Raw genomic sequence first — 21254 nt, 5'->3', positions numbered from 1 at the left:
TTACACAGAGTCTGTTACAGGCTCAACTAAATAAAAGATTAGCGTCTATTCCATTAGTCGACAGCCTTGTAAATAGTGCCCTGCAAGCATTTTTGTGTTACCAGGGCACGCGATACTTTAGCATTATTTTAATTCATATTTTGGCGTATGAAAGCAAGCGTATCATGTCAATCGATTTACCTAGTTCCCACCTTAATGCATAAACAAACATATGAATGGCGATAATCGTCCTATCTAGCGCATATTCGTCGATTGAACGCAAAAAGGTGATGCTGTTTTTGGCTTGTTCGATGCCGTGTTCTTCGTAGTCTATCAGTACCTTTATGGTGTTTTCTTCAGGGGTGATTGGGCGCTTAACTGGCGTGTAACCAAGCTGCTTAATCATCGACTCTGCAACAGACCAGACTGACCATGGGTTTTGTCCTGTAATTAAGTTACCGTCGTGTGCGATGTTGTTAAGGTACAGATACCCCTCATCAAAGGTCGCCCCTTGTTCAACTAATTTGTTTTGTAATAAAAAGGGGAATACCTCTTTAGCATCTGGAATGAGTAGTAATTCTTCTTCGTTGGTAAATGCAGCGACGGTTTTGTTATTGATCATCGGCGTGCCGTCTGACAAAGTAACATTCACCAGTGCTGCAGGCCCATGGCACACAGCCCCAATGACTTTATTGGCCTCGTAGTATTCACGCAGCATGGCTTGGATTGATGTATTGTTAGGAAAGTCAAACATTGCGCCTTTTCCACCAACAAAATAAACAGCACTGTATTGGAGCGTATCTACCTCTTCCAGTGCGATGCTATTGTTAACTTTGCTTTGTGCATAGGGGTCATTTAAAAACGCGTAGTCGTATTGTCCCATGTCATCATCATCGAGTACTGCGGGCGGTTTCTTCCCTTGAGGGCTGGCAATATCAACATCAAAGCCATTCGCTTGAAATACATAGTATGCACGCGCCAGCTCTGTTAACTCATACCCTGTGTTTTTGTCACTGCTGCCCATTTTGTCAGTACTTGTTACCACAGCCAGTATTTTTCCTCGTGGTTCTTTAACACTTTGCTTTAGGTAGACTAAATCGTGCGGCGTTGTATTAATCACGTTGAGCTTATTAGGGCTAGCAGGTACAACAGCTCTGATCCAAAGAATAAAGCCAACTAGCAACGCAAATAAACTAACAATTGTGATTAGGGTAATTTTTGTCTTTCGATAGTGAGTAAACATAATTTTTCCTCTTGAGATTTGGGTTCAGTGTGGCGGTGAGTATGTGAAATCAGTGTGAAATGTCAGGGGCATGTTGTGTTGGTAACAATTGATAGTCGGTGTAGTGATCAGTCGAGGTTTCGTTTATTTGTGTAAAGTATGCAAATGTGCCTTTCATGTTCATTTTATTTTGCTTAAGTAAAATACTCCCCGCGTTATTTATAAAGTTAAACGAAAGGGCAAGGTCGGTGATATTGGCGGAGAGCATGGGTGAAAAGTCAGCCGTATTTACAATAGATAGCGTTTCGATAAAGTGCAATGATTTGTTATAAACCAAGGTGCCGCGCAGTTTTCCGATGGCGTCATCGCCTAGCTTTTTGATGTGTACATTATAATCAACCACCATGGTGCTTTCGTCCTCAGAGATGAGCGTGAGGCTTTCAAGATCAACAAATTTACGCAGTGGCATGCTAATACGCTCTTTTTTATCGGGTGCGTTGTTTTGTTTACTTTTTTTGTCTGTAAAACGCTTGATTTGCGCTGAGGTGGGGGATTGGCCATTGGTTTTTATAAGCTGCCAAGGCGTTGCTGCATGTGGGTTATAGTGTTCGACAGAGCGTGTAATATCGCCCTCTTCATTTTCAAAGCGAGAAACCGTGAATGACCAGCGTTGGCTGTTTGTTTGTTCAAATTTAGTAATGGCGGCGTCGATGCTATTTTTAAGTTTATTGTACTGGGTGGCTTCATTGTCTGAGGCAATCGCCTGGTTGAACATGATTAAGTAAATGAAAGGTAAAAATAGAAGTAGGTAGCATTTTTTCATGGGTCGTCTCTTTTAGGCAATAAAAATGAGACCTTAAATCAGTTAATGTGAAAAATGAGTGAAATGAAACGCCTTCATATTCCAACGTGTTGCATAAAACAGGGAAGGGGTGTATTTCACATTTGTTTCACACACAGTGGCATACCGTTGCATTCTAATTAAACGTTAAGGTGCATGTTATGTCCTGCAAAATAGAACTTGAAGGTGTTTCTCAGTCATTTAAAACCACTACGTCGACAATTACGTTATTTGAAAAGCTCGATATAACTGTTGAACAAGGCCAGTCTTATGCCATAACAGGACCTTCTGGGTCCGGTAAAACGAGTTTGCTTATGTTGCTTTCGGGGCTGGAAAAGCCAACAACAGGGCAAGGGCGGTTTATAAACGCAGAGACTGTTTTACCTTTGGACAGCTTGCGATCACATGTCGGGTTTATTTTTCAACAGTTTCACTTGTTGCCAGAACTATCAGCTCTTAACAATATTGCGCTGCCATTAAAATTACGTGGTGACAAACAGGCAGTAGCCAAAGCCGAGCATTGGTTAGCGAAGGTCGGTTTATCAAAGCGTGCTGATCATCGCCCTTCACAATTAAGCGGTGGTGAACAGCAGCGTGTTGCCATTGCCAGAGCTCTTGTTTTCTCACCTAAATTTATATTTGCTGATGAACCAACCGGTAATTTAGATCAAGGCAATGCCAGTGATATTTCAGATATGTTATTTGAGTGCAGCCAAGCGCATAACGCCGGTTTAATTATTGTGACTCACAGCAATGAACTTGCAAATAAAGCACAAAATATTTACTCATTTACTGAGGGAAGGCTCACGCTTGATTGCAAAAATATAAACTCGGGACCTGCCCGCCATTTAACTCAACATACAGGCCAACAGTATGCTTAAACTTCACTTACAGTTGGCTTGGCATTTTTTTGTTAAAGAGTACTCACAGCCTCATCAAAAGCTGTTGAGATGGGTGCAAGTGATTCTTATGGTGTTTATCACCACGTTGACATTATCAAGTAACACCATTCAACACTACCTCAACCAAAACTTAGCTAGCTTACTGGGGGCTGATGCCGTTTTAGCGCAAAAAAATAAATTAACGAATGAACAGGCCCTGCATTTAAAACGTTCTAGCGATGCCGTTGTTGAGACCATGCAAGTTAATGCGACGCTGACATTTAATGACCAATGGCAAAGCGCCAAGCTAAAAGCGATTGCGAATGACTACCCGTTGCAAGGTGAATTATTAACGTCAGCTTCTTTGCAAAGTCCATCAGAAGTAACCCATGGCTCACCTCAATCGGGGCAGATCTGGTTAGATAGCCGATTGTTATCGAGTTTAAATATCGCCATAGGAGATACCCTTTATCTGGCGAAAAGGCCGTTTTTAGTATCACGTGTATTAGTGCATGAGCCAGATCGTTTAATGGAAAGCCACACGGTTGCCATGAGAGCAATGATAAACCTGGATGATATGACCGCATTGAATATTGATGATGGGGCAGTCCTTTATCGATACCTGATAGCGGCGACTAAATCGCAGGTTAATGGGCTTATTGATTGGCAAAAGGAGACCTTGCCCGCGGCAACACTGCACCATAAACAGGGTAAGCACCCGTTAGCGCTATTTTGGCAACGAACCGAAAATGTACTCGGTTTAAGCTCAATTATCTTGTTTTTTATGGCGGCTATTGCGATTGCACAAATTGCCCAAGTACACATAAAAAAAGAGCAATATTTTTCAGCGGTCTGTATGAGTTTGGGGGCATCTAAATCAACAGGTTTAGTATTGTCACTGCTCAAGTGGCTGATTAACCTTGTGCTACTAATACCCTTGGTGGTGGTGCTATCAAGTGCGCTGCATTGGGTTATTGTCGAATGGCTATCCTCCACTTTTGTTGGCGTAACCTGGCAATTTGAAGGCGAAGCAACCCTATATGTATTAATGGCGTGTAGCTTAATCTTTATGGCATTTCATTCGCCTATTTGGGCGAGCTTGTATCACGTGTCGGTATCAAAGTTGCTTATTCAAAATCAAACGTCATTCTCATTAGCATTTGTTAATTTAGCAGGGTTAGCAGTGATGATTATGGTCGCGGTAAATTATTCTGACAACGGGCTACTTACGCTGATGCTAGTAAGCAGCATAGGGATAACCATTATCATGATGATGGTTATCAGTTGGTTGTTTTTAACCCTAGGGGAAAAAGTATCTGAACGATTCTCGGGGTTAATTCCTTTTACTCTATTTATGATGAAGCAGCGATTAGTAAGCAAAAGCACCCAAGTTTTAGGCATTGGTTTAAGCACGTTTTTGTTGTTATTTACGCTTATGTTTTTAAGGGACTTGGGCGAGACTATTTCCTCTTATGAGCGAGTGCATAATGGTAACATGCTGGTATCGCAAGCAAATCAAACACAAATGGATGCAATTAAGGATTGGGCAGTGCAGCATGCTATTGAGTTGCGTCAGTCAAAACCGTATTTGTTTGCCAAGGTGATTGAGATTAATAGCCAAGCGCTGGATGAATTTACCGATAGACCCAGTGAAAGCTTAGCTACGTTATCGCATTCCATTCGATTGCATTGGAGCAATGATATTCCACAAAACAATCGATTAGTTGATGGAACATGGTGGTCGCAAACGACTGAAGACTGGCAGCAAGTGTCTATCGAAGAAGAAGTCATGACCGATTTGGGCCTCTCGCTTGGCGACAAAATAACGTTGGTCATCAATCAGCAGCGTTTTACGTTTAGTATCAGTGCAAGCCATGCTTATAAAGCGGGGGCGGGTTCAATTACCTTTTGGGTGCAAATGCCACCAGCGGCAATCGCACACATAAACGCACCGCATTACTACATGGCGAGTTTGGAGTTAAACAGCCAGCAATGGCCTCTGCTTGGGCAGCTTTGGCAAGCACACCCAACAATTAGAATGGTTTCTTTACAAGAGCTTACCCAGCAATTTGATGATACGCTAGCGATGATTACGGCGGTTATTAGTGGCTTTTCAGTGATGATTATTCTACTCTCGATTGTTGTTATATTGTCGTCAATTCATGTGTTTGAGGCGAATGATAAAAAGAAAAACAGCATTATTATGAGTTTTGGGTTACTAAAAAGTACGTGTTTAAAACTTAATATTATTGAGTGGTTAATCACGGCACTTCTGGTCGGGGTCGGGGCTATTTTTGGTAACTATGTGGCAGGGACTTTAATTTATCAATCACAGTTTTCATTGCCTTATATCCCTAACCTAAGTGTGATGATAGCAACACTGTGTATTATTTTAAGCTCGGTAACTCTGCTGGGGGTTTACGCCAGCAGGCATAGTTTAAAAAGCTCGGTGAAAGCATTAATGAGCGATGTTTAATATTGACTAGATTAATTGACGTGTGCAAACAACGCATAAGCGTATGCATATTAATTTATTACAATCAAAAGGGTGACTCTTGTGAATGATCAGTCGTTGTATATTCTGGTTGTGGAAGATCAACAGAGCATTGCTCAAAATATTGCAAGTTACATGGAAAGCAAAGGCCATGTTTTGGATTTTGCCAGCGAAGGCAAATTAGGGTTGTCATTGGCGTTAGCGAACCCTTACGATGTGGTTATATTAGATTTGAATCTACCAGGCATGGACGGACTTGCGGTATGTGAAACGTTACGTGCGCAAGCGCAGGCCCATATACCAATTATAATGTTAACAGCACGAGACAGTATTGACGACAAAATATCAGGATTTAAAAAAGGCGCGGATGATTATTTAACAAAACCTTTTTCACTGGAAGAGCTGGAGGTACGTTGCTTTGCGTTGGCGCGACGACACTTATTGCAAACCAGTGATGTGCTTACATTTGATACACTTATAATTGATAGGAAAAAACAGCACGTCACACGTGCAGATAAAACGCTTGAGCTCAATAGCATGGGGTATCGGATCCTCACCATTTTAGCGCAGGAATACCCTCAGGTAGTGAGCCGCTCTAAGTTGTCGCAAAAATTATGGGGGGATGAACCCACCGAATCAGATGCGTTACGATCGCATATTTACCAACTCAGAAATACAATAGACAAGCCGTTTGAATACCCAATGATCAAAACCATCCATGGTATTGGTTTTGTGTTAGACGTAAAAAAGTAGGTGTTATTTGATGAGTAAGCACGGACTAAAAAATTCACACACTCAGCCCATTAAATTTCATCGTTTAAGTAAAAAAATAGTGCGTCAATTTTGTTTGATTAGCCTGATAACCTCTGCTTTGTGGGGCGGGTTAAGCTTTACGCTACTGTATTTTGTTGAAGATGAATATATCGAGCGTGAGGTAAAAAAAGAAGCGCAGTATTTACAGCGTAATTATGCGCAAACGGGTACATGGGGGTCACCTCGCATGAGTCATATGCAGCTGGTTTTTACCCCCGATGATTTACCCAAAGATATACGTGCTCAGTACATTGCCAACCCAAAAGGAAGGGAGTTTTTTGGTGAGCAAGGGCGGCATTACCATATATTTGCACTGCAAGCAGATGCCACACCAGTACTGGTAGCTCAGGTGAGTGATATGCTAATCATCAGGCCTTATGCCAACGGAGCACTGAGGTTGATGTTGATACTAAGCGCTGTATTAGTGGTGTTAACTTTTTTTGTTTCATGGCTACTCGGTAGAAAAACGGCACTGCCATTAAAGCAGCTAACAGATTTAGTGCATGGTGTTGAACCCGATAAAGTGCCCGCTAAATTTGCGGCGCAGTTTCCAAACAATGAGATAGGGTTGTTGGCACAGACACTCGAAGGCACCATGGTGAACATTAATAAGGCGATTACTCGCGAAAAGTGCTTCACACGCGATGTAAGCCATGAGTTAAGAACCCCCATCGCGATTATAAAAAACGCAGTTGAAGTGTATCGTACAACACACCCTGACGATGTGAGTAATCCAGTGATTAGTCGTATATCGCAAGCATGCACTCAAATGGAGCAAACCGTGGTTACGTTGTTAACCTTAGCACGGCAAGAGCATACTGATGCGGATAAACACAACGTAAAGTTATTACCCTTAATTGAGCAGGCGGTTATTGATCATAGCCACTTGATTAATAACAAGCCAATAGACGTTAAAGTGCATGATAATTGCGATATTAGCGTGATGGCGCAACCGGGTATGGTTAAAGTGTTACTGGATAATATTATTGGCAATGCATTTCAATATACAACACAAGGACAGGTGAGTATTGAAGTACGGGGTATGACATTAATTGTTGCAGATACCGGGCCTGGTATTGAACAAAGCATATCAGCAAACATAACAGACGCCTTTGTGAAAGGGGAGCAAAGCACAGGCTATGGCTTTGGTTTATCAATAGTTAAGCGATTATGTGAGCATCAAAATTGGTTATTCAAAACAGTTAATAACCAAGGGACTGAAATTCATATCACGTTAACTCAATAACGATTGTTGTGATAAATGCAATCTAGGAGTCGTGCTTTTAAGTTTATCGCCGGCGCGTTTAATTATGGGGGAATGTTCATATTGTTATTGTCAGTAATCACAATATCAACTGTGATAATTGAGGAAGGTTCGGGCTTATCATTAAGGGCTAAATTTAAAACCCTTTTAACACCAAGTGTAAGCAATGGTGTTAAAAGGGGTCATTGAGAGACGACTCTCATCAATAGTCACATGCCATAGACCACTTTATATCACTATCACTGTTAGTTCCTGTACTAGCACAGCGCCATTTATTGTGTATGCTAAGCATAAACGTTTCTAACAGGTTCTTATACAACAGCGTATTTTCTGTTTTATAAGGGTTTGCAGTCATTCCTACAGAAACGCCCCCATTAGGTGCTTTTGTGAAAATAATGTCGTCAATCACTTTACAACCAGTACTGTCTATTGCGCATACATCCACAGGCGAGCCGGCTTCTTTTCTAACCATCATAATAGGTGGCTTTTTTGAATCAGCAGACATTAAGTAATGTGTAATCGCCTCAGTGCGTTGAATACTGAGTGTTGAAGAGTCTTTTGTTGGTAATAGGGAGTTAAGCCAAGTAAGCATTGAATACATCATGGTTGTATTTTTATACGTATAAATTTCATTGCGTTGTACTGATGCAACAAAATCATGGACGTTGTTTTTGATTGATTCTAAGTCATCACAGTTATTCAATGTGCAGTCTTGTACAAACCCAACAATACTGGGGTTGGAAACGCCATCTACGAGTAGTAACTCAACTTCATTTCCATATCTGTCTTCAAAAAAGTACTGTGTAAACGCAGCATTTGCAGACAGTGAGTAGGCTAGTGTAAAAACGGTTAAAAATATATTTAGTAACTTCATAATCACTCCTTGTTAAGAATTATGTTACTCCTCGCTTTTGCTAGGAAATACAGCTTTAACAAGCTGTACCTAAAACTTAACATTTTAGCGAGGTAAAGCAAGGTTGATTTTGTTCATTTTACTTTGGATTACGCCGACACCGCTCTGAGCAGTAAATAACGTTGTCCCAGTCTCGTTGCCATTTTTTTCGCCAGGTAAAGTCACGGTTGCAAACGGGACAGGTTTTTTGCGGTAAATGTAATTTTTTATGCGCCATTGTTACGCTTCTTTTTAGTGTTTTTTGGTCGCGGTGTAATGCTTACATGAGCTTTGAGTATCGCAGGAATGGCCCGTTGTACATCGCGCCGTTCACGGTATTGCCACAGCCTATCGCGCGCTTCTTTTGAGGCTTTTGTTAAATCTACCATGGGTTCGGGATAGTCTTCGCCTATTTTAAAGTCGTTAAATAATGCTTCCATTGGCGTTTGTTGCCATGGTTCATGTAAGTATTCTATGGGCAGCTTTTCAAGTTCTGGACACCACTTTTTTATAAACTCTCCGTTAGGGTCTTGATCTTCAGACTGCTTAATCGGATTGTAATGGCGAATGGTGTTGATACCTGTCACTGAGGCTTGCATTTGAATTTGCGGATAGTGAATGCCTGGCTCAAAGTCTAAAAAGTAATTAGCTAAGGGGAAGCTTGCTTGCTGCCAGCTAATGTTTAAGTGGTGGGTCACAAAGCTCACTAACATGGCGCGCATTCTAAAATTAATGTAGCCGGTGTGTTTTAAGCAGCGCATGCAGGCGTCAATAATCGGCACACCTGTTTGCCCCTGGGCCCAACGCTTTATATCGCCAGCAACTTTGTCGTCATCGCGGTAGGGAAACTGATGATACCCTGCGTTAAGCGCTTTAAACTCCATTGAACATTCGCTTTCAAATTTTTGCATAAAATGGCAATGCCAATGTAAGCGCGAGACAAATGCCGCTAGTGGGCGCTTCCAGCCTCGTTTGTCAGGGTGTGTTGAGTCATATGTGTCAATTGCTTTTTGGTACACTTGCCTAAGGCTAATGTTGCCCCACGCTAAGTAAGGCGATAGCCTAGAGCAATGGGTTTGGCTTAAACTGGGGCTTGAAATGCCTTTTTGATAGCCTTTGCCTCTACTTTCAAAAAAGCTTTGCATGACATGCTGCGCTTCCAACGCACCGCCTATTTGAAAGTGTGGGCTTTGCTCTGTGTAGCCATCGGGTAATGCAGGGGCTTGGTAATCGTTTAATGCTACCGTATTGACGTTTTTCCAGTTTGGAATAGCGATGGGGCTGTGCATGTATTGATGCCAATGTTCGTTCCAGCCTTTACGGCTTTTAGCCCCGCGTATAACCCCACCGGTAGGAAACTCAAGCCAATTTGTTGCATGGTGTTTACACCATTTTTTTACTGCTTTGTCGCGCGCAAACGTATTATTTAAGCCAATTTCTTGATGGCTCACTAAGCTAACAATTTCAAACTGGTTGTTTAATGAATCAAGTAGCTCATCCATTGGGCTGTTAAACAGATAAACGCGGGCATTAAAGCGCGCGAGTTGTTTATTCATTTCAACTAACGATTGATAAACAAAACGCCAATGACGCTCGTTATAATGAGCATCATCAAGGAGCAGCGGCTCAAAATTATAAATAAGTAGGGTCGGCAGTGAGCTGTCAAACGCGTACTTAAGTGGCTGATGATCAGATAAACGTAAATCTCGTTTAAACCAGACTATATTAACCTTTTCGCGCATTATTAACTGCTTAATGGCCAATCTGCAGCATCGGCTGAGTCTATGCTATACACATCATCTCCCCGCCATCGCTTAATAAAGTTATTTTCAGGATCATAGGTGTTAGTTTGTTTAACTAAATTAAAATGCCTGCCAGAACGAGGATCAGCGCCAACACCAGCAAGGTATTGCCAGTTGCCCCAGTTCGCTGCTACATCGTAATCAATAAGTTGTTGCTCAAAATACGCGGCACCAAAACGCCAATCTAATTTGAGCTCATTCACTAAACAACTCGCCACGATTTGACGTCCACGATTAGACATATAGCCCGTTTGATTAAGTTGTTTCATACACGCATTAACAATGGGGTAGGGGGTTGTGCCCATGCACCATTGTTTAAAGCGACCTGAATAAAAACTAGTAAGTGGTTTGTTTGCGCTTATGCCACTAAATGCAAATAATTGATGATCATAGCGCACACTATAAAGCTGAAAATATTCACGCCAAAGTAGCTCAAAGTAAATCCAGTAAGTTGAATCATTCGCGCCGTGTTGTTGCTCATACTCTTGCAGTGCGTGCATGATTTGTCGCACCGACACATTGCCGTTAGCAAGCCAAGGCGAGAATTTAGTTGAATTTGCCATGCCATCAAGGGCATTGCGTGTCAGTTTGTATACGCTTGGAGCTGAACTTGAAAAGTACTGTTCAACGTGGTGCTGAGCGGCCACTTCGCCTGCATCAAACTCACAATTTACCTGTTCAACCATAGGTAAAGATTTAGGCCAAGGTACTGGGGCAATTAACGGTGGAGGGAAATGGCTTGGTCTCTCAACAGGTGATTTTATCGAGAGGTTTGATGATTCTACCTTTTTACGAAATTTACTGAATGTTGAAGGTAATTCACTTAGCTCAAAAGGTAATTGATAAATGTCATACAAAGTAAATGTATTACTTTGTTTAAGTGTAATCTCGCTATATTTATTGGTGATAGCAGTGAGGGATTGCCGTTCGTATAAGCCAACTTGGTCACTGCAGTAAATCACCTGGGTATTGTGATGAGAGTAATAATGATCAATCACTTCCAGCGGCGCTTGAAAGTAAACCACCAAGTGTTGGCCACGCGCATTAAGCTGGCTGTTTAATTCGTGAAGCGATTTAACCAAAAACGCCCATCGTTGCTCGCCCAGTGTTTGGCAGTTAAAACGGTTGCTTTTAAACCACTCAGGGTCAATGCAGTAAATAAAGCTAATTGATGAGCTTTGCTCGCATGCACGCCGTAATAGCGCGTTGTCAGATAACCGTAGGTCATTAGTGAACCAATATACAGAGTGTGTCATATAATAAACTTGCCATTGGGGTTTTATTAATCCATTTTGTTTCAATACGTGACAAACTGTAAACGCGTTTAATGTAAAAAGCTTTTTTAATAGTCTTGAGGTGTAAGTGTATTTAGATTTAACCAATAAACATGATGAAACCAATATTTATAGTCAGCTTGTCGGCGGCATTACGCCAAGGCCGATTGCGTGGGTAAGTACACTTAGTCGTGATGGCGTGGCAAATATTGCGCCTTATTCATTTTTTACAGTGGCGAGCGTTAACCCCCCGGTATTGAGTGTTACGCAGGTTAATCCCGGTGCAAAGCGCAATAAAGACACCCTTAGCAACCTACTCGACACCAAAGAGTGCGTTGTGAATATTGTGAGTGAACACCAACTGGATCAAATGAACCAAAGCTGTGCAAACTACTCACCCGAGGTCAGCGAATTTGATGCGGCACATATTGAATCAACAGCAAGTCGGCTGGTTAAACCCATCAGTGTAAAAGCATCAAAAGTTCGCTATGAATGCACCCTCCGCGAGGTGATTACAGTCAGTGAGCAATCTGCTGGTGGGAAAATGATGTTACTTGATGTTGTGGGGGTTTATATTGACGATGAAGCATTGGTTGATGGTTATATCGACCCCGTTGCTTTAAAGAGCGTAGGCAAACTGGGCGGAGATGAGTTTACTAAAACAACTGACATTTTTAGTTTAAAACGACCAACCTTATAACGCTGCCATTAAGCGAAATAGGGATAATGCTTTATCAAAATGTTAAACGAATCGATGTTAACGTGCACTGGCAGATTGGATTAACAGTCGCTACCCCAATGACTCTCATAATACCATCATCAGAACATTGGCATTTAAGTGGATACGAATCCTATGTAGATGCTGGAAAACACATACGCTCTTCGATGAATTAACTTAATTAACGGCATTCAAAAGTAAGGGATCACCGTTGTTAAAGTTTGCGGTGGAAAGTGAGCTTTAGTGCTTGCTGTCCACCTCAGAACCTTGTTAGCACTATAATGTACTCACAAAGTGATTAATTATAGATTTTTTAATTTCAGGGGCCGTCTCTTGGCTAAAACCGTAACCTGTTTTATAAGAGTTATGCACTACTTCATGCTTAAACTGCTTATTTTTCAAATAAATTTCTATGTCTTTAGACATTTGAAAAGACGGCCAAACTTGATCAATTTCTGCTGAAATCAGAAGTATTGGGCCATTAATGTTTTCAAATTTAAATAAGGATTTTTTTACGTTAGTTTCATTTTCTAATGCAACAGTAAATCTATCTATTAGCTTAGCATTGGAATCTAATTCTAAACCCAAAGCAGGAATATCTTGACCTTCAATAGTCCAAGCGGATTTCGGTACTGTTAGGCCATACCAAGCAACCTTACTTGGAGTCGTAACAACTACCGATTTAATACGAGAATCCATGCTTGCTAATAAAAATGCAGCCTCAGAACCTCTAGAGCCACCAACCACACCAATTCTTGATGAGTCTAATAAAGGGTGAGTTTCTAAATAATTGATTGCATCAATGAAGTACTCCATTGGTATTTGATCTAGCGTTTGAGAAATGCCTTTTTCTTTAAAATAAGCTAGCCCTAAAACAGCAACACCATGTGGTGCGATCATTTCACCGTTAGCATTACCAGCAACTAATCCGCCTTCAAATCCCCCAAAGGCAATTACCACGGGAAGTTTTTTTTCAGCTTTTGGTAAATATAAGTTAGCAACTAAGTTTTTATATTCGATTTTACTTACCTCGTATTCATGATTTTCAGCTTTTAGTGAAAAAGAAACGAATAAAATAATTATAAGTAAAAGGGGGATGGATTTATGCACGTTATCTCCTTGTGGTACTAATGGGGCTGTAGAATAACTCCAACAGCCAAAACGGTAAAAATACGAGCTCGTGTAATCGACCTTAAGCGCTTTTACGGCATCAGGTAATGTATTTGGAACCTATAAAACGGGTTGGTTTTCTTTAAAAAGAATAATTCTACAGCCTCAATGCCCTGTTAACAGGCTAAATATTATTTACTAAAACTTGTGGGGCACGAACAAAGGCAAATGTTATTTTCCGTGTTTACGGCTGTGTTAACTTAATGCTTAGATAACCACAACCAAATTTTATAGTTAGTGTAAGAAAAAATTATGGCTGGTAAACCTAAAAACACTAAACCAAAATAAGGCCCTGATAACCCTGTTAAAAAATAGTGAGCTACACCTCTAAAAGGCTCACCTAAAACTAGCTCTGTCAAACTTCTTAAAAAGCTTGATAAATATAGAGCTAAGAAGCCCAAACCCACACCTAAAAGCTGCACCTGATATTTTTTAGTTTGTTTGTGAGTGATTGGTGCAAATAAATAACCAACAATAAAAGCCGAAAGTGCACAAAAGCTGCCAACAAGATCTTTACCAAGCCAAAGGAATAGTGGCCAACTCACAAGAGACAAAACAACAGCATATTTCAGTCTAATCGCAATTGTCAATATTCGCTCCATGCTAAGTTAAGTTAATATTTTAGTATTTATGCGACATGCTGTTTGTGATGTAGTGTCGCTTGTTGGACTTAGGCGCTACCTGCTCGGTGTGTCAGAGTGGGTGTTGTTTATGCAAGAGGCTTTACCTATGTAGAAAGGCGTTTAATGGCTTAACTGATATCTAAGCTATACCTGCATTACTCAGTGTTTATTATGTCCCTATTAAACCTAATATTTAATGGTTAAGCAATGATATTTTCACCACACACAGTCGCTTCAGCCTAAGCAGTTAAGCAGGTTAACTCATTGATTTGATGCAGCCCATGGCTGCTAATTCGCTCACGCTTTTTCGTTGTTCACGACAGCTAAATTCATCACACCAATAAATCGTAATATACTCACCTTGCTGACTGACAAGGCCAAAGCGGTAGCCGTGGTGCATTTTTCTGTATTTGCTTTCGGCTTCAAGGGGGTGAGTTACGTTGATACCGGAGCCCTTATCAGGGCTAGCTTTGGTTTGCGACACGCATTTGCCAAAAATCCGTAGTGCCGAATACGCATAAACCCTTTTGGCAATACATGTTGTAAGTAACGCTGTAAACATTCATCACAGTTAAGTGTCATAAGGCAAAAAGACCTGTCCAATCATTCTTAGCGAGGAAACGTTGAACTTTTTGGTAACCCTACAGATGATACGAGCAGGTGTTCGAAAAAGTGCAAAGTGAAATTTGTTAGGTTAATCTTTTTTAGCTGCACTTTTTCGATGATTATTAGTCTTTATGGCTGTGTTTTAATGAGTTTTTCTAAACTATGTTTGTTTAAATTTTTAACTCTGGCTAGTTGTGAACCATTATTTATAATCTTTTCCTTTGATGACCCATCTTTATTCACTTTATAGACAACAAGGGAATCAATGGAGTCAGAAGTAAATAAAATCTTTGATCCATCATCGGACCATATTGGCCCCCAATCGTCAGTTTCATTGAATGTGATACGTTTTTGCTGAGAGCCGTCAATATTCATTGTATATATTTCTTGATTGCCATCTCGATTGGATACGAAAACGATTTGTGTCCCATCCGGTGAAACTTTTGGAGACCAATCGTTTGCATCATTATTTGTAAGCTTTATGAGATTGCCGCCATCTATATCCGCTATACAAATTTGGCTTGGACCTGTTTTAGAGTGAAAGAGTATTTTTCCATCAGGCAAAAAATAAGGTGCGCGGCCTTTTAGCGCTTTTATCTGGCGTTGATTGCTACCATCGTTATTCATCAGCCAAATCTCTTCTTGCCATCCTTTTTGTGGATCTTGGTACTCTCGGGCAAAAGCAATTATTTCCCCATCAGGAGACCAAGTAGGTGCACTATCCCATACATTTTTTACGTTGGTCAATCTCTGGACATTTTCACCATCGACATTTATAGAATGAATCGACCAGGTTTTACGGTTATCGTATTTTCCATAAAATGCAATGCGTTTTCCGTCAGGTGAAACTGAAGGATAACCGTCATACCCCGTTTGACTTGTTACTTTTAATCCCGATTCTCCATTTTCATCAATCAAATAAATTTCTCTACCGTTTGCTCCATGTGATGAATACACAATGGAGTACGAAGAAAGCATTGGTTGTTTATTTATCTGACAGCCAGAGAATAAAACTACAAATAAAGGTAAAAAAGCTAACCTATTTAATTTTCTAATGCTATGAGTCATCGTAAAACGTTTCCTTCTCATAAGCTTGCGTTTAGCTCAGTTGCATAACTAAAAGGGACTAAAGCAAGGAGTAATATTATAACTTTAAATCGACATTGCCTCATCTCCTTAACTTCTTGCAGAAAGTGCAAATAGTCGTAGGCTACATTAAAAAGCAAAGCGCGTGTTGGCGCGTATTAAAGGCAGCTATTGCTAATTAACGCATTTTGTTTTTTTATCTCGCGGGTATTTTTATCTGCTGTAGCTATGGTTAAGTCAATTTTAGCTTGCGTACATTGAGCAGATAATTCCTTATTGGCGAGGTAACGTTGATCTTTTTGGTACTGCGCCATACCCTGCACGCCAGAATACTGGTCTCTAGCCTCGGGTGTCCTGTCTTTTTGATAGGGTGGGGCTTGCGTTGCGCCACAGGCCGATAATAAAACGAGTAGCGATGGTGCAATTAATTTATTTAGCAAAACGTATTACTCCTTGTGCGAATAACCAGTTAATAATGTGTGAATTGCGTATATTTCTGCCCGAACTAACGCGCATTTTAATGTATATGTGAGCAAGCAATTGTTTGATCACTCAATTTATTCGTTAAAGTGCCCGGTCTGATATGCGCGCCGGCCTGATAAATCTGTCGTATAGCAATCGTCGCTATACGACAGATACATTGTAATAAGCACGGTATACTGGTTGTTAATTAATGACGGTTTTAATCGTGCTAGTGCCGTCTTCGTCTGTAAATTTAAACACGAAATCTTTTTTTGCATCATTATTAATATCGAGCAGTAGGATGTCGTGATTTTTTTCAGGTAATTTATGCTTGATTTTCTTGCGCTTGGCGCTCAATAAATCGGTGGTTTCACCATAATAGACTGACAGCGTTTTACTGCCGCTTTTATAGATGGCATCAAGCTTATTATCACCATTTATATCACCCAGAAATAATGGCTTGAGTGATGAGTTGTTAGACATTGAAAGGGGCGTTTCTACTTCAAAATCGGCATTTGGGTCTTCACTGAATTGACCGCTTGTGAGTTGCTTATGCACAGAAAACTCAACATCTACCTCGGTGTCGCCTCCGCCCATGGCCATTGACGCGATGGTGCCAAAACCAAAATCGATGTTAAATCGTTGTAGGTCCATTAGACCATCATTATCAAAATCTTCATCAAACTTTATATTGCCGATCATACTGGTCTCAGGCAGTTTGATTGCTTTTTGTGCAAAGCCACCCGCGGCTAATCCCATATGAAGTTGACGGTGAACGGTCGCACTCATCGCGTCCATGCCATCAACATCAGGGATTTTTTTGGTAATAAGATCTACAAAACCATCGTTATTTATATCCAGCAGTGATTCAATTTCGAGGGTTTCACCATCCGGTGTTTTGCCAAGTTGCATGTTGAAGTCTAAATAGGAGGTGCTGTGTGCAAAGCCCGCTTCATTGGCCAGTAATACTTGGGCGTTCTTTTTGTTTGAGAAGACTAAGTCAGTCAGGCCATCTTGGTTTAAGTCGAACACTTGTGGGGCAATGCTAATATCAATATCTAATTTAAAGCGATTTGCTCTAAAATCTCCCCGAAATTGGGCTTGTTTAGTAAAAGTATGCGCGTTAAATTGCCCTTGTTGATCCTGAATATACAAGGTGTTTTTTTCAATATCTGGCAAAAGAATATCGCTTAAACCATCTTTGTTGGCATCAATGATAAAGTTTACTTTGGTAAATTTATCACTGTCTAAGCGGTTTAAAACGGACTCATATTTAAATAATAAAACGCTCTTATCTTTTTCACTGAGGTAGACCCCATCTGTAGTTAAGATTAATGCTTGAGGGTGTTGCTTGTTAGCTAGTATAGCCGTGTCAAAGCCCAAAGAATGCTGTGGCAGTGTGAGCATATAATTAAGGTTATTCGCTAAATCCACTTGCGCCAATTGTTGTAATTCATCGTTATAGGCAAATGCCATTGAGGTGTCTGTGGTTATTAATTCATTGCTTGTTTTAATAGACAGCTGCTGGCTTGCAAGTACAAGCGGAGATGCTAAAAGAATTGACGTGGCTAAAAATGTTTTGAGCATATTTAATTCCATTTAATTTTATTGTTTGTTTTGTCTACAGACAGTATTCACCAATGTGGTCGGTTTTCAATTTAAGTTTTGTAAGTAAGTGTAATAAATAGCATTGATATTTGGGTGAAATACCCAGAAAGTAAAAAACTAAAATCTGGAAGTCCCCATTATGGCTATGGTAAAGTTGCTGTTACAACAATAATTTAAATGGACTTTCTATGAAGTTTATACTTCCTGCTTTGTTATTATTACTAAGCTTTATAGCGTTAGCTGGCCAAAAAAACGCATTGCCTGTTGAGGCATTTGCATCGCTCAAAGCCTTTAGCCAATTAAAGCTTTCCCCCAATGGCGAAAACCTTGCTTTTGTTCGTAACGTCAATGGTGAATTGGTGTTAATGGTTTATGACCGTAAAAAGAAAGATTTCACACCAATCATTCGCTCAGATAATCACACTATTTTCTTTGATTGGTACACCTGGGCTAATGATGAGGTTTTATTGTTAGGGGCGCGTTACATAAAGCGTGAGTTTGGCGGGCCTAAGTACTCTTCCACACGTATGTATGCCTACAACATAAAAGAGAAAGAAGACGTAAAACTCGCTATAAGGCCCAACTTTAATCGTGATGAGCGCCAGCCTCAATTTGGCGATCAAGTGATTAGTTTTTTACCCGAACGAAAAGACACTATTTTAGTTCAGGGTGATTACGATATAGCAAACACGCCTGCGGTGTATGAGCTTAATTTAAACACCTCTCGCAAGAAAAAAGTGCAGCGCGCTCGAAGCCAAGTCATCGACTGGATTGCTGATAGGCAAGGCAATGTGCGTATAGCAATGAAAATGGATGAAGATCAATTTGAGTATGTTTTATATACCGAAGACAGAGCAAAGCGCAAAACGCTATTTAGTTTTTCTGCATTGAGCAAAGAGAGCGTACGTATTTTAGGGTTTGATAAAAACCCAAATGTTATTTATTACACCGCGCTGAAAGATGGCCGTGATGCTTTGTATAAAATGGATTTAACCAACGATAAGAAAGAGTTGATCTTTAGTGATGATAATTACGATTTTGACGGCTCTATTTTCTATTCTTCACTGACGAATAATGTGGCTGGATTTACCCATTCTCAACTTGAGGATGGTGTACGCTACTGGGATGAAGACTTAAATAAACTGCACACGTCTCTTCGCTCAGTGTTGCCCAGTGAAAAGTTTGATGTGGATATTATCGATACCAGCCATGACCAGCGCCAATATGTTATTTATTTAACCGGTGATGACAGTGCCGGCACTTATATGTTAGGTAACCGCGATAGTGGCGAGCTGGTGGTATTTGCCAATGCTTACCCAGATATTGATAGCACGGTTTACACTGATAAAAAACACATTAGTTACAAAGCCAGAGACGGACTGACGATTGAGGGCTACTTAAGCTTACCAGTGGGTTATAAAGCGGGAGATAAGTTGCCGACCATCGTGTTTCCGCATGGTGGCCCTATGGCACGTGATTATGCCGGGTTTGATTACTGGACTGCACTGTTAACGTACAATGGGTATGCGGTGTTGCAACCCAACTTTAGAGGCTCAAGTGGCTATGGGCATGACTTTATGATGGCCTCAGTGCAAGGGTTTGGTAAAGAAATGCAAGACGATCTTCAAGATGCCGCGCTTTGGTTGGTAGACGAAGGAATTGCTGATAAAGACAAAATTTGTATCGGTGGCGCAAGTTATGGGGGTTATGCAGCATTAATGGCCGTCGTTAAGCACCCTGAAACGTTTAAATGCGCAGCAAGCTTTGCGGGTGTCACAGACTTGGAATACCTTGTTTCAAAAGCACGCTATTTCACTAATAAAGAGATTGTGCGCAAGCAATTTGGTACCGACGATGATGAGCTGGAAAAATATTCCCCGGTCAATTTTGCAAAAGAAATAAATCGCCCAGTGTTATTGTTGCATGGCTCAGATGACAACATCGTTTCTGTGTATCATAGCCGTGAAATGGAAGACGAGCTCAGTGATGAAGGGAAAGACGTGACCTACATTGAACTTGAAGATGGCGATCATTATTTGTCACACCAGCCTTACCGAATTAAAACGTTGCAAGCGTTTCTCAATTTTTTTGATAAACACTTAAAAAATTAGCATAAAGGCGACCACGGTCGCCTTTTTTATTTTGGTGAGCTAACTCAGTACGGGTTTAGCATGAGTCTTAGGTGTTGGGTAATCGCCATGCACTCACTGCACCCATTAAACCTAGTAGGCTGTAGAATAAAATCAGTTCAGCGGTTGATAAATAAGCATTGAGCAGGCCTACGCTACCCAAAATTAATAACACCAGCCCGATCACCGTATTGCTCACAGCAACATAGTCGGTGCGTTTGTTACCTTGTGCCATATCAACCAAGTAAGTTTTACGGCCAAGCCTGACACCTTGATGAGCAATGGTGAGGAAAAAGTAGCACAGGGGTAATAACCAAAACTCATCTAACATCGATGGGCTAAAATGAGCGATGGCGTACACAACAAATCCGTTTAACGTGACTAAAAGTGCGGCAAACACCAATACACGCTGACTGGATAAGTCACTTAATCTTCCCCATATGGGCGCTGAAACCAAACTTGCAAGCCCTGATAAAGCCATAAAGGTAGCAAGCAATGAAAAGTCGAACGCGTGTTCGCTTGCAAGTACAATATAAAAAGGCGCACTTAAAGCGGAGCACAGCAGCAATGCGCGAGTAAAAACAAAATGAGCAAATTGCTTATCTTCAACCAGCAACGTCAATTTTGATAACGCATGCAATAAACCATTTTTAGCGCCTTCAGTGGCCCCTTTATATTCCTTAATTTGGCTGTACGACAGCGCGGCAAACAGCCACATAACAACGGCCAGCATAAGGGCAATGTATACGCCATTTTCAAACCCGCGTGTTTGTAAATACCATAACCCAAGACCAAACGTCAGGGTTGCAAAGCCTGCAAAACTGGCAGCAAGGCCGCCTATGTTACCTCTTTGTTGTTTTGGGATTACTTTGCCAAGAACATCTTTAGAGGCAATTGAATTAAAGCCACGAGCAAGGCTAAATACGATCAGCGAAGCAATAATTGTATACCCAGCAGCATGACCCGTCAGGGTTAATGCACTGATGAGCATAGCGATGATACATACAGCTTGAACGAGTGCACCAGCAACCCACACCCACTTTCTGACTTTACATTGTCTTATTATATTGGCAATGGCAAGTTGTGGCAGCATGGAGCCAGACTCTCTTATTGGCACTAGCCATGCGATGAAGCTGCTGGGTACATTCAGACTATGCAATAGCCAAGGTAAAGTAACTTTAGGGTTGAGTAGGGCATCGGCAAATTTGCTAAACAGCTGGCTGACCAAAAGTGTAATGAAGTTACCTGGTACAACTTTGCAGGCCGCTTCATCTATGGCTTTACATGCTCTAGCGTCTTCTGTGTTGCTGAGCCTTTGGTATATGTCTTCTTTACTGAGCTTTTTCATACGAAAATTTATTTACGCATTATGAAATGAATAGGGCGAGTT

19 protein-coding genes and 1 pseudogene are annotated in these 21254 nt (G+C 40.9%); 6 read left to right on the top strand and 14 right to left on the bottom strand.

The window, feature by feature from the left end; genetic code table 11:
* Window positions 1–133 precede the first annotated feature (133 nt).
* Together ATS75_RS08300 and ATS75_RS08295 are read right to left on the bottom strand one after the other, a co-directional pair.
* Window positions 134–1222 carry a type 1 glutamine amidotransferase domain-containing protein gene (locus ATS75_RS08300; RefSeq protein WP_058559992.1) on the bottom strand — a complete coding sequence of 363 codons (1089 nt, stop codon included), beginning with the start codon at window positions 1220–1222 and terminating at the stop codon, window positions 134–136.
* A 49-nt stretch (window positions 1223–1271) separates the two neighbouring features.
* A complete protein-coding gene (locus ATS75_RS08295; protein WP_058559991.1) occupies window positions 1272–2024 on the bottom strand; it encodes a hypothetical protein in 753 nt (250 codons plus the stop codon).
* A 179-nt stretch (window positions 2025–2203) separates the two neighbouring features.
* Between ATS75_RS08295 and ATS75_RS08290 the strand changes: the two genes are divergently transcribed.
* From ATS75_RS08290 to ATS75_RS08275, 4 genes are all read left to right on the top strand, one after another.
* Complete coding sequence (locus ATS75_RS08290; protein ID WP_058559990.1) at window positions 2204–2923, top strand: ABC transporter ATP-binding protein; 720 nt, start codon at window positions 2204–2206, stop codon at window positions 2921–2923.
* A complete protein-coding gene (locus ATS75_RS08285) occupies window positions 2916–5399 on the top strand; it encodes an ABC transporter permease (RefSeq protein ID WP_058559989.1) in 2484 nt (827 codons plus the stop codon). The genes ATS75_RS08290 and ATS75_RS08285 overlap by 8 nt, the downstream gene beginning before the upstream one ends.
* 81 nt (window positions 5400–5480) lie before the next feature.
* Complete coding sequence (locus tag ATS75_RS08280) at window positions 5481–6170, top strand: response regulator transcription factor (RefSeq protein WP_058559988.1); 690 nt, start codon at window positions 5481–5483, stop codon at window positions 6168–6170.
* 10 nt (window positions 6171–6180) lie between these two features.
* Window positions 6181–7476 (top strand): sensor histidine kinase, encoded by a 1296-nt coding sequence (locus tag ATS75_RS08275; protein WP_058559987.1) that lies wholly within the window; start codon window positions 6181–6183, stop codon window positions 7474–7476.
* Window positions 7477–7696: 220 nt separating this feature from the next.
* On the opposite strand, the gene ATS75_RS08270 is transcribed toward ATS75_RS08275, so the two are convergent.
* The 4 genes from ATS75_RS08270 to ATS75_RS08260 form a co-directional block, all read right to left on the bottom strand.
* Window positions 7697–8368: a hypothetical protein gene (locus ATS75_RS08270; RefSeq protein ID WP_058559986.1), complete on the bottom strand. Its 672-nt coding sequence runs from the start codon at window positions 8366–8368 to the stop codon at window positions 7697–7699.
* Window positions 8369–8486: 118 nt separating this feature from the next.
* Complete coding sequence (locus tag ATS75_RS20110) at window positions 8487–8624, bottom strand: DUF2256 domain-containing protein (protein WP_082665439.1); 138 nt, start codon at window positions 8622–8624, stop codon at window positions 8487–8489.
* Entirely contained in the window at window positions 8614–10128 is a 1515-nt protein-coding gene (locus tag ATS75_RS08265) for a cryptochrome/deoxyribodipyrimidine photo-lyase family protein (RefSeq protein WP_058559985.1), read from the bottom strand. Before ATS75_RS08265 ends, ATS75_RS20110 begins: the two co-directional genes overlap by 11 nt.
* 2 nt (window positions 10129–10130) lie before the next feature.
* Complete coding sequence (locus ATS75_RS08260; protein WP_058559984.1) at window positions 10131–11444, bottom strand: DASH family cryptochrome; 1314 nt, start codon at window positions 11442–11444, stop codon at window positions 10131–10133.
* 106 nt (window positions 11445–11550) lie between these two features.
* Between ATS75_RS08260 and ATS75_RS08255 the strand changes: the two genes are divergently transcribed.
* Entirely contained in the window at window positions 11551–12162 is a 612-nt protein-coding gene (locus tag ATS75_RS08255; protein ID WP_058559983.1) for a flavin reductase family protein, read from the top strand.
* Window positions 12163–12456: 294 nt separating this feature from the next.
* Here the strand turns inward: ATS75_RS08255 and ATS75_RS08250 are convergent, their stop codons facing one another.
* The 7 genes and pseudogenes from ATS75_RS08250 to ATS75_RS08225 all read right to left on the bottom strand — a co-directional run bounded on the left by ATS75_RS08250 (window position 12457) and on the right by ATS75_RS08225 (window position 17714).
* A complete protein-coding gene (locus ATS75_RS08250; RefSeq protein WP_058559982.1) occupies window positions 12457–13290 on the bottom strand; it encodes an acyl-CoA thioester hydrolase/BAAT C-terminal domain-containing protein in 834 nt (277 codons plus the stop codon).
* A 260-nt stretch (window positions 13291–13550) separates the two neighbouring features.
* Window positions 13551–13940, bottom strand: a complete 390-nt coding sequence (locus tag ATS75_RS08245; RefSeq protein WP_058559981.1) for a hypothetical protein — start codon at window positions 13938–13940, stop codon at window positions 13551–13553.
* A gap of 289 nt (window positions 13941–14229) precedes the next feature.
* Window positions 14230–14457, bottom strand: coding sequence for a hypothetical protein (locus tag ATS75_RS20360; protein ID WP_152996204.1), 228 nt, complete (start codon window positions 14455–14457; stop codon window positions 14230–14232).
* Window positions 14430–14555, bottom strand: a pseudogene (locus ATS75_RS20105) (transposase); the annotation flags it as partial. The pseudogene ATS75_RS20105 and the gene ATS75_RS20360, both read right to left, overlap by 28 nt.
* A 153-nt stretch (window positions 14556–14708) precedes the next feature.
* Window positions 14709–15647, bottom strand: coding sequence for a TolB family protein (locus tag ATS75_RS08235; protein WP_152996203.1), 939 nt, complete (start codon window positions 15645–15647; stop codon window positions 14709–14711).
* 176 nt (window positions 15648–15823) lie between these two features.
* Window positions 15824–16105, bottom strand: a complete 282-nt coding sequence (locus ATS75_RS08230) for a hypothetical protein (RefSeq protein WP_058559978.1) — start codon at window positions 16103–16105, stop codon at window positions 15824–15826.
* Window positions 16106–16331: 226 nt separating this feature from the next.
* The gene (locus tag ATS75_RS08225) at window positions 16332–17714 is read right to left on the bottom strand and encodes an FG-GAP repeat domain-containing protein (RefSeq protein ID WP_058559977.1); all 1383 of its coding nucleotides are present in this window, start codon (window positions 17712–17714) and stop codon (window positions 16332–16334) included.
* Between the two features lie 209 nt (window positions 17715–17923).
* Between ATS75_RS08225 and ATS75_RS08220 the strand changes: the two genes are divergently transcribed.
* A complete protein-coding gene (locus ATS75_RS08220) occupies window positions 17924–19846 on the top strand; it encodes an alpha/beta hydrolase family protein (RefSeq protein ID WP_058559976.1) in 1923 nt (640 codons plus the stop codon).
* Between the two features lie 67 nt (window positions 19847–19913).
* Here ATS75_RS08220 and ATS75_RS08215 read toward each other — a convergent pair whose 3' ends face one another.
* Window positions 19914–21212, bottom strand: coding sequence for an MFS transporter (locus tag ATS75_RS08215; RefSeq protein WP_058559975.1), 1299 nt, complete (start codon window positions 21210–21212; stop codon window positions 19914–19916).
* Window positions 21213–21254: the final 42 nt, after the last annotated feature.

It is taken from the genome of Pseudoalteromonas sp. H105, from assembly GCF_001469215.1.
Taxonomy (GTDB): Bacteria; Pseudomonadota; Gammaproteobacteria; order Enterobacterales; family Alteromonadaceae; genus Pseudoalteromonas.
The sequence above is the reverse complement of the archived record's forward strand: the minus strand, read 5'-3'. Positions and strand labels throughout refer to the sequence as shown.

Coding starts and splice junctions, on each gene's coding strand:
- ATS75_RS08275 (WP_058559987.1), top strand. CDS start 6,181: ATGAGTAAGCACGGACTAAAAAATTCACACACTCAGCCCATTAAATTT.
- ATS75_RS08295 (WP_058559991.1), bottom strand. CDS start 2,024: ATGAAAAAATGCTACCTACTTCTATTTTTACCTTTCATTTACTTAATC.
- ATS75_RS08260 (WP_058559984.1), bottom strand. CDS start 11,444: ATGACACACTCTGTATATTGGTTCACTAATGACCTACGGTTATCTGAC.
- ATS75_RS08285 (WP_058559989.1), top strand. CDS start 2,916: ATGCTTAAACTTCACTTACAGTTGGCTTGGCATTTTTTTGTTAAAGAG.
- ATS75_RS08290 (WP_058559990.1), top strand. CDS start 2,204: ATGTCCTGCAAAATAGAACTTGAAGGTGTTTCTCAGTCATTTAAAACC.
- ATS75_RS20110 (WP_082665439.1), bottom strand. CDS start 8,624: ATGGCGCATAAAAAATTACATTTACCGCAAAAAACCTGTCCCGTTTGC.
- ATS75_RS08235 (WP_152996203.1), bottom strand. CDS start 15,647: ATGACTCATAGCATTAGAAAATTAAATAGGTTAGCTTTTTTACCTTTA.
- ATS75_RS08225 (WP_058559977.1), bottom strand. CDS start 17,714: ATGCTCAAAACATTTTTAGCCACGTCAATTCTTTTAGCATCTCCGCTT.
- ATS75_RS08300 (WP_058559992.1), bottom strand. CDS start 1,222: ATGTTTACTCACTATCGAAAGACAAAAATTACCCTAATCACAATTGTT.
- ATS75_RS08215 (WP_058559975.1), bottom strand. CDS start 21,212: ATGAAAAAGCTCAGTAAAGAAGACATATACCAAAGGCTCAGCAACACA.
- ATS75_RS08270 (WP_058559986.1), bottom strand. CDS start 8,368: ATGAAGTTACTAAATATATTTTTAACCGTTTTTACACTAGCCTACTCA.
- ATS75_RS08265 (WP_058559985.1), bottom strand. CDS start 10,128: ATGCGCGAAAAGGTTAATATAGTCTGGTTTAAACGAGATTTACGTTTA.
- ATS75_RS08220 (WP_058559976.1), top strand. CDS start 17,924: ATGAAGTTTATACTTCCTGCTTTGTTATTATTACTAAGCTTTATAGCG.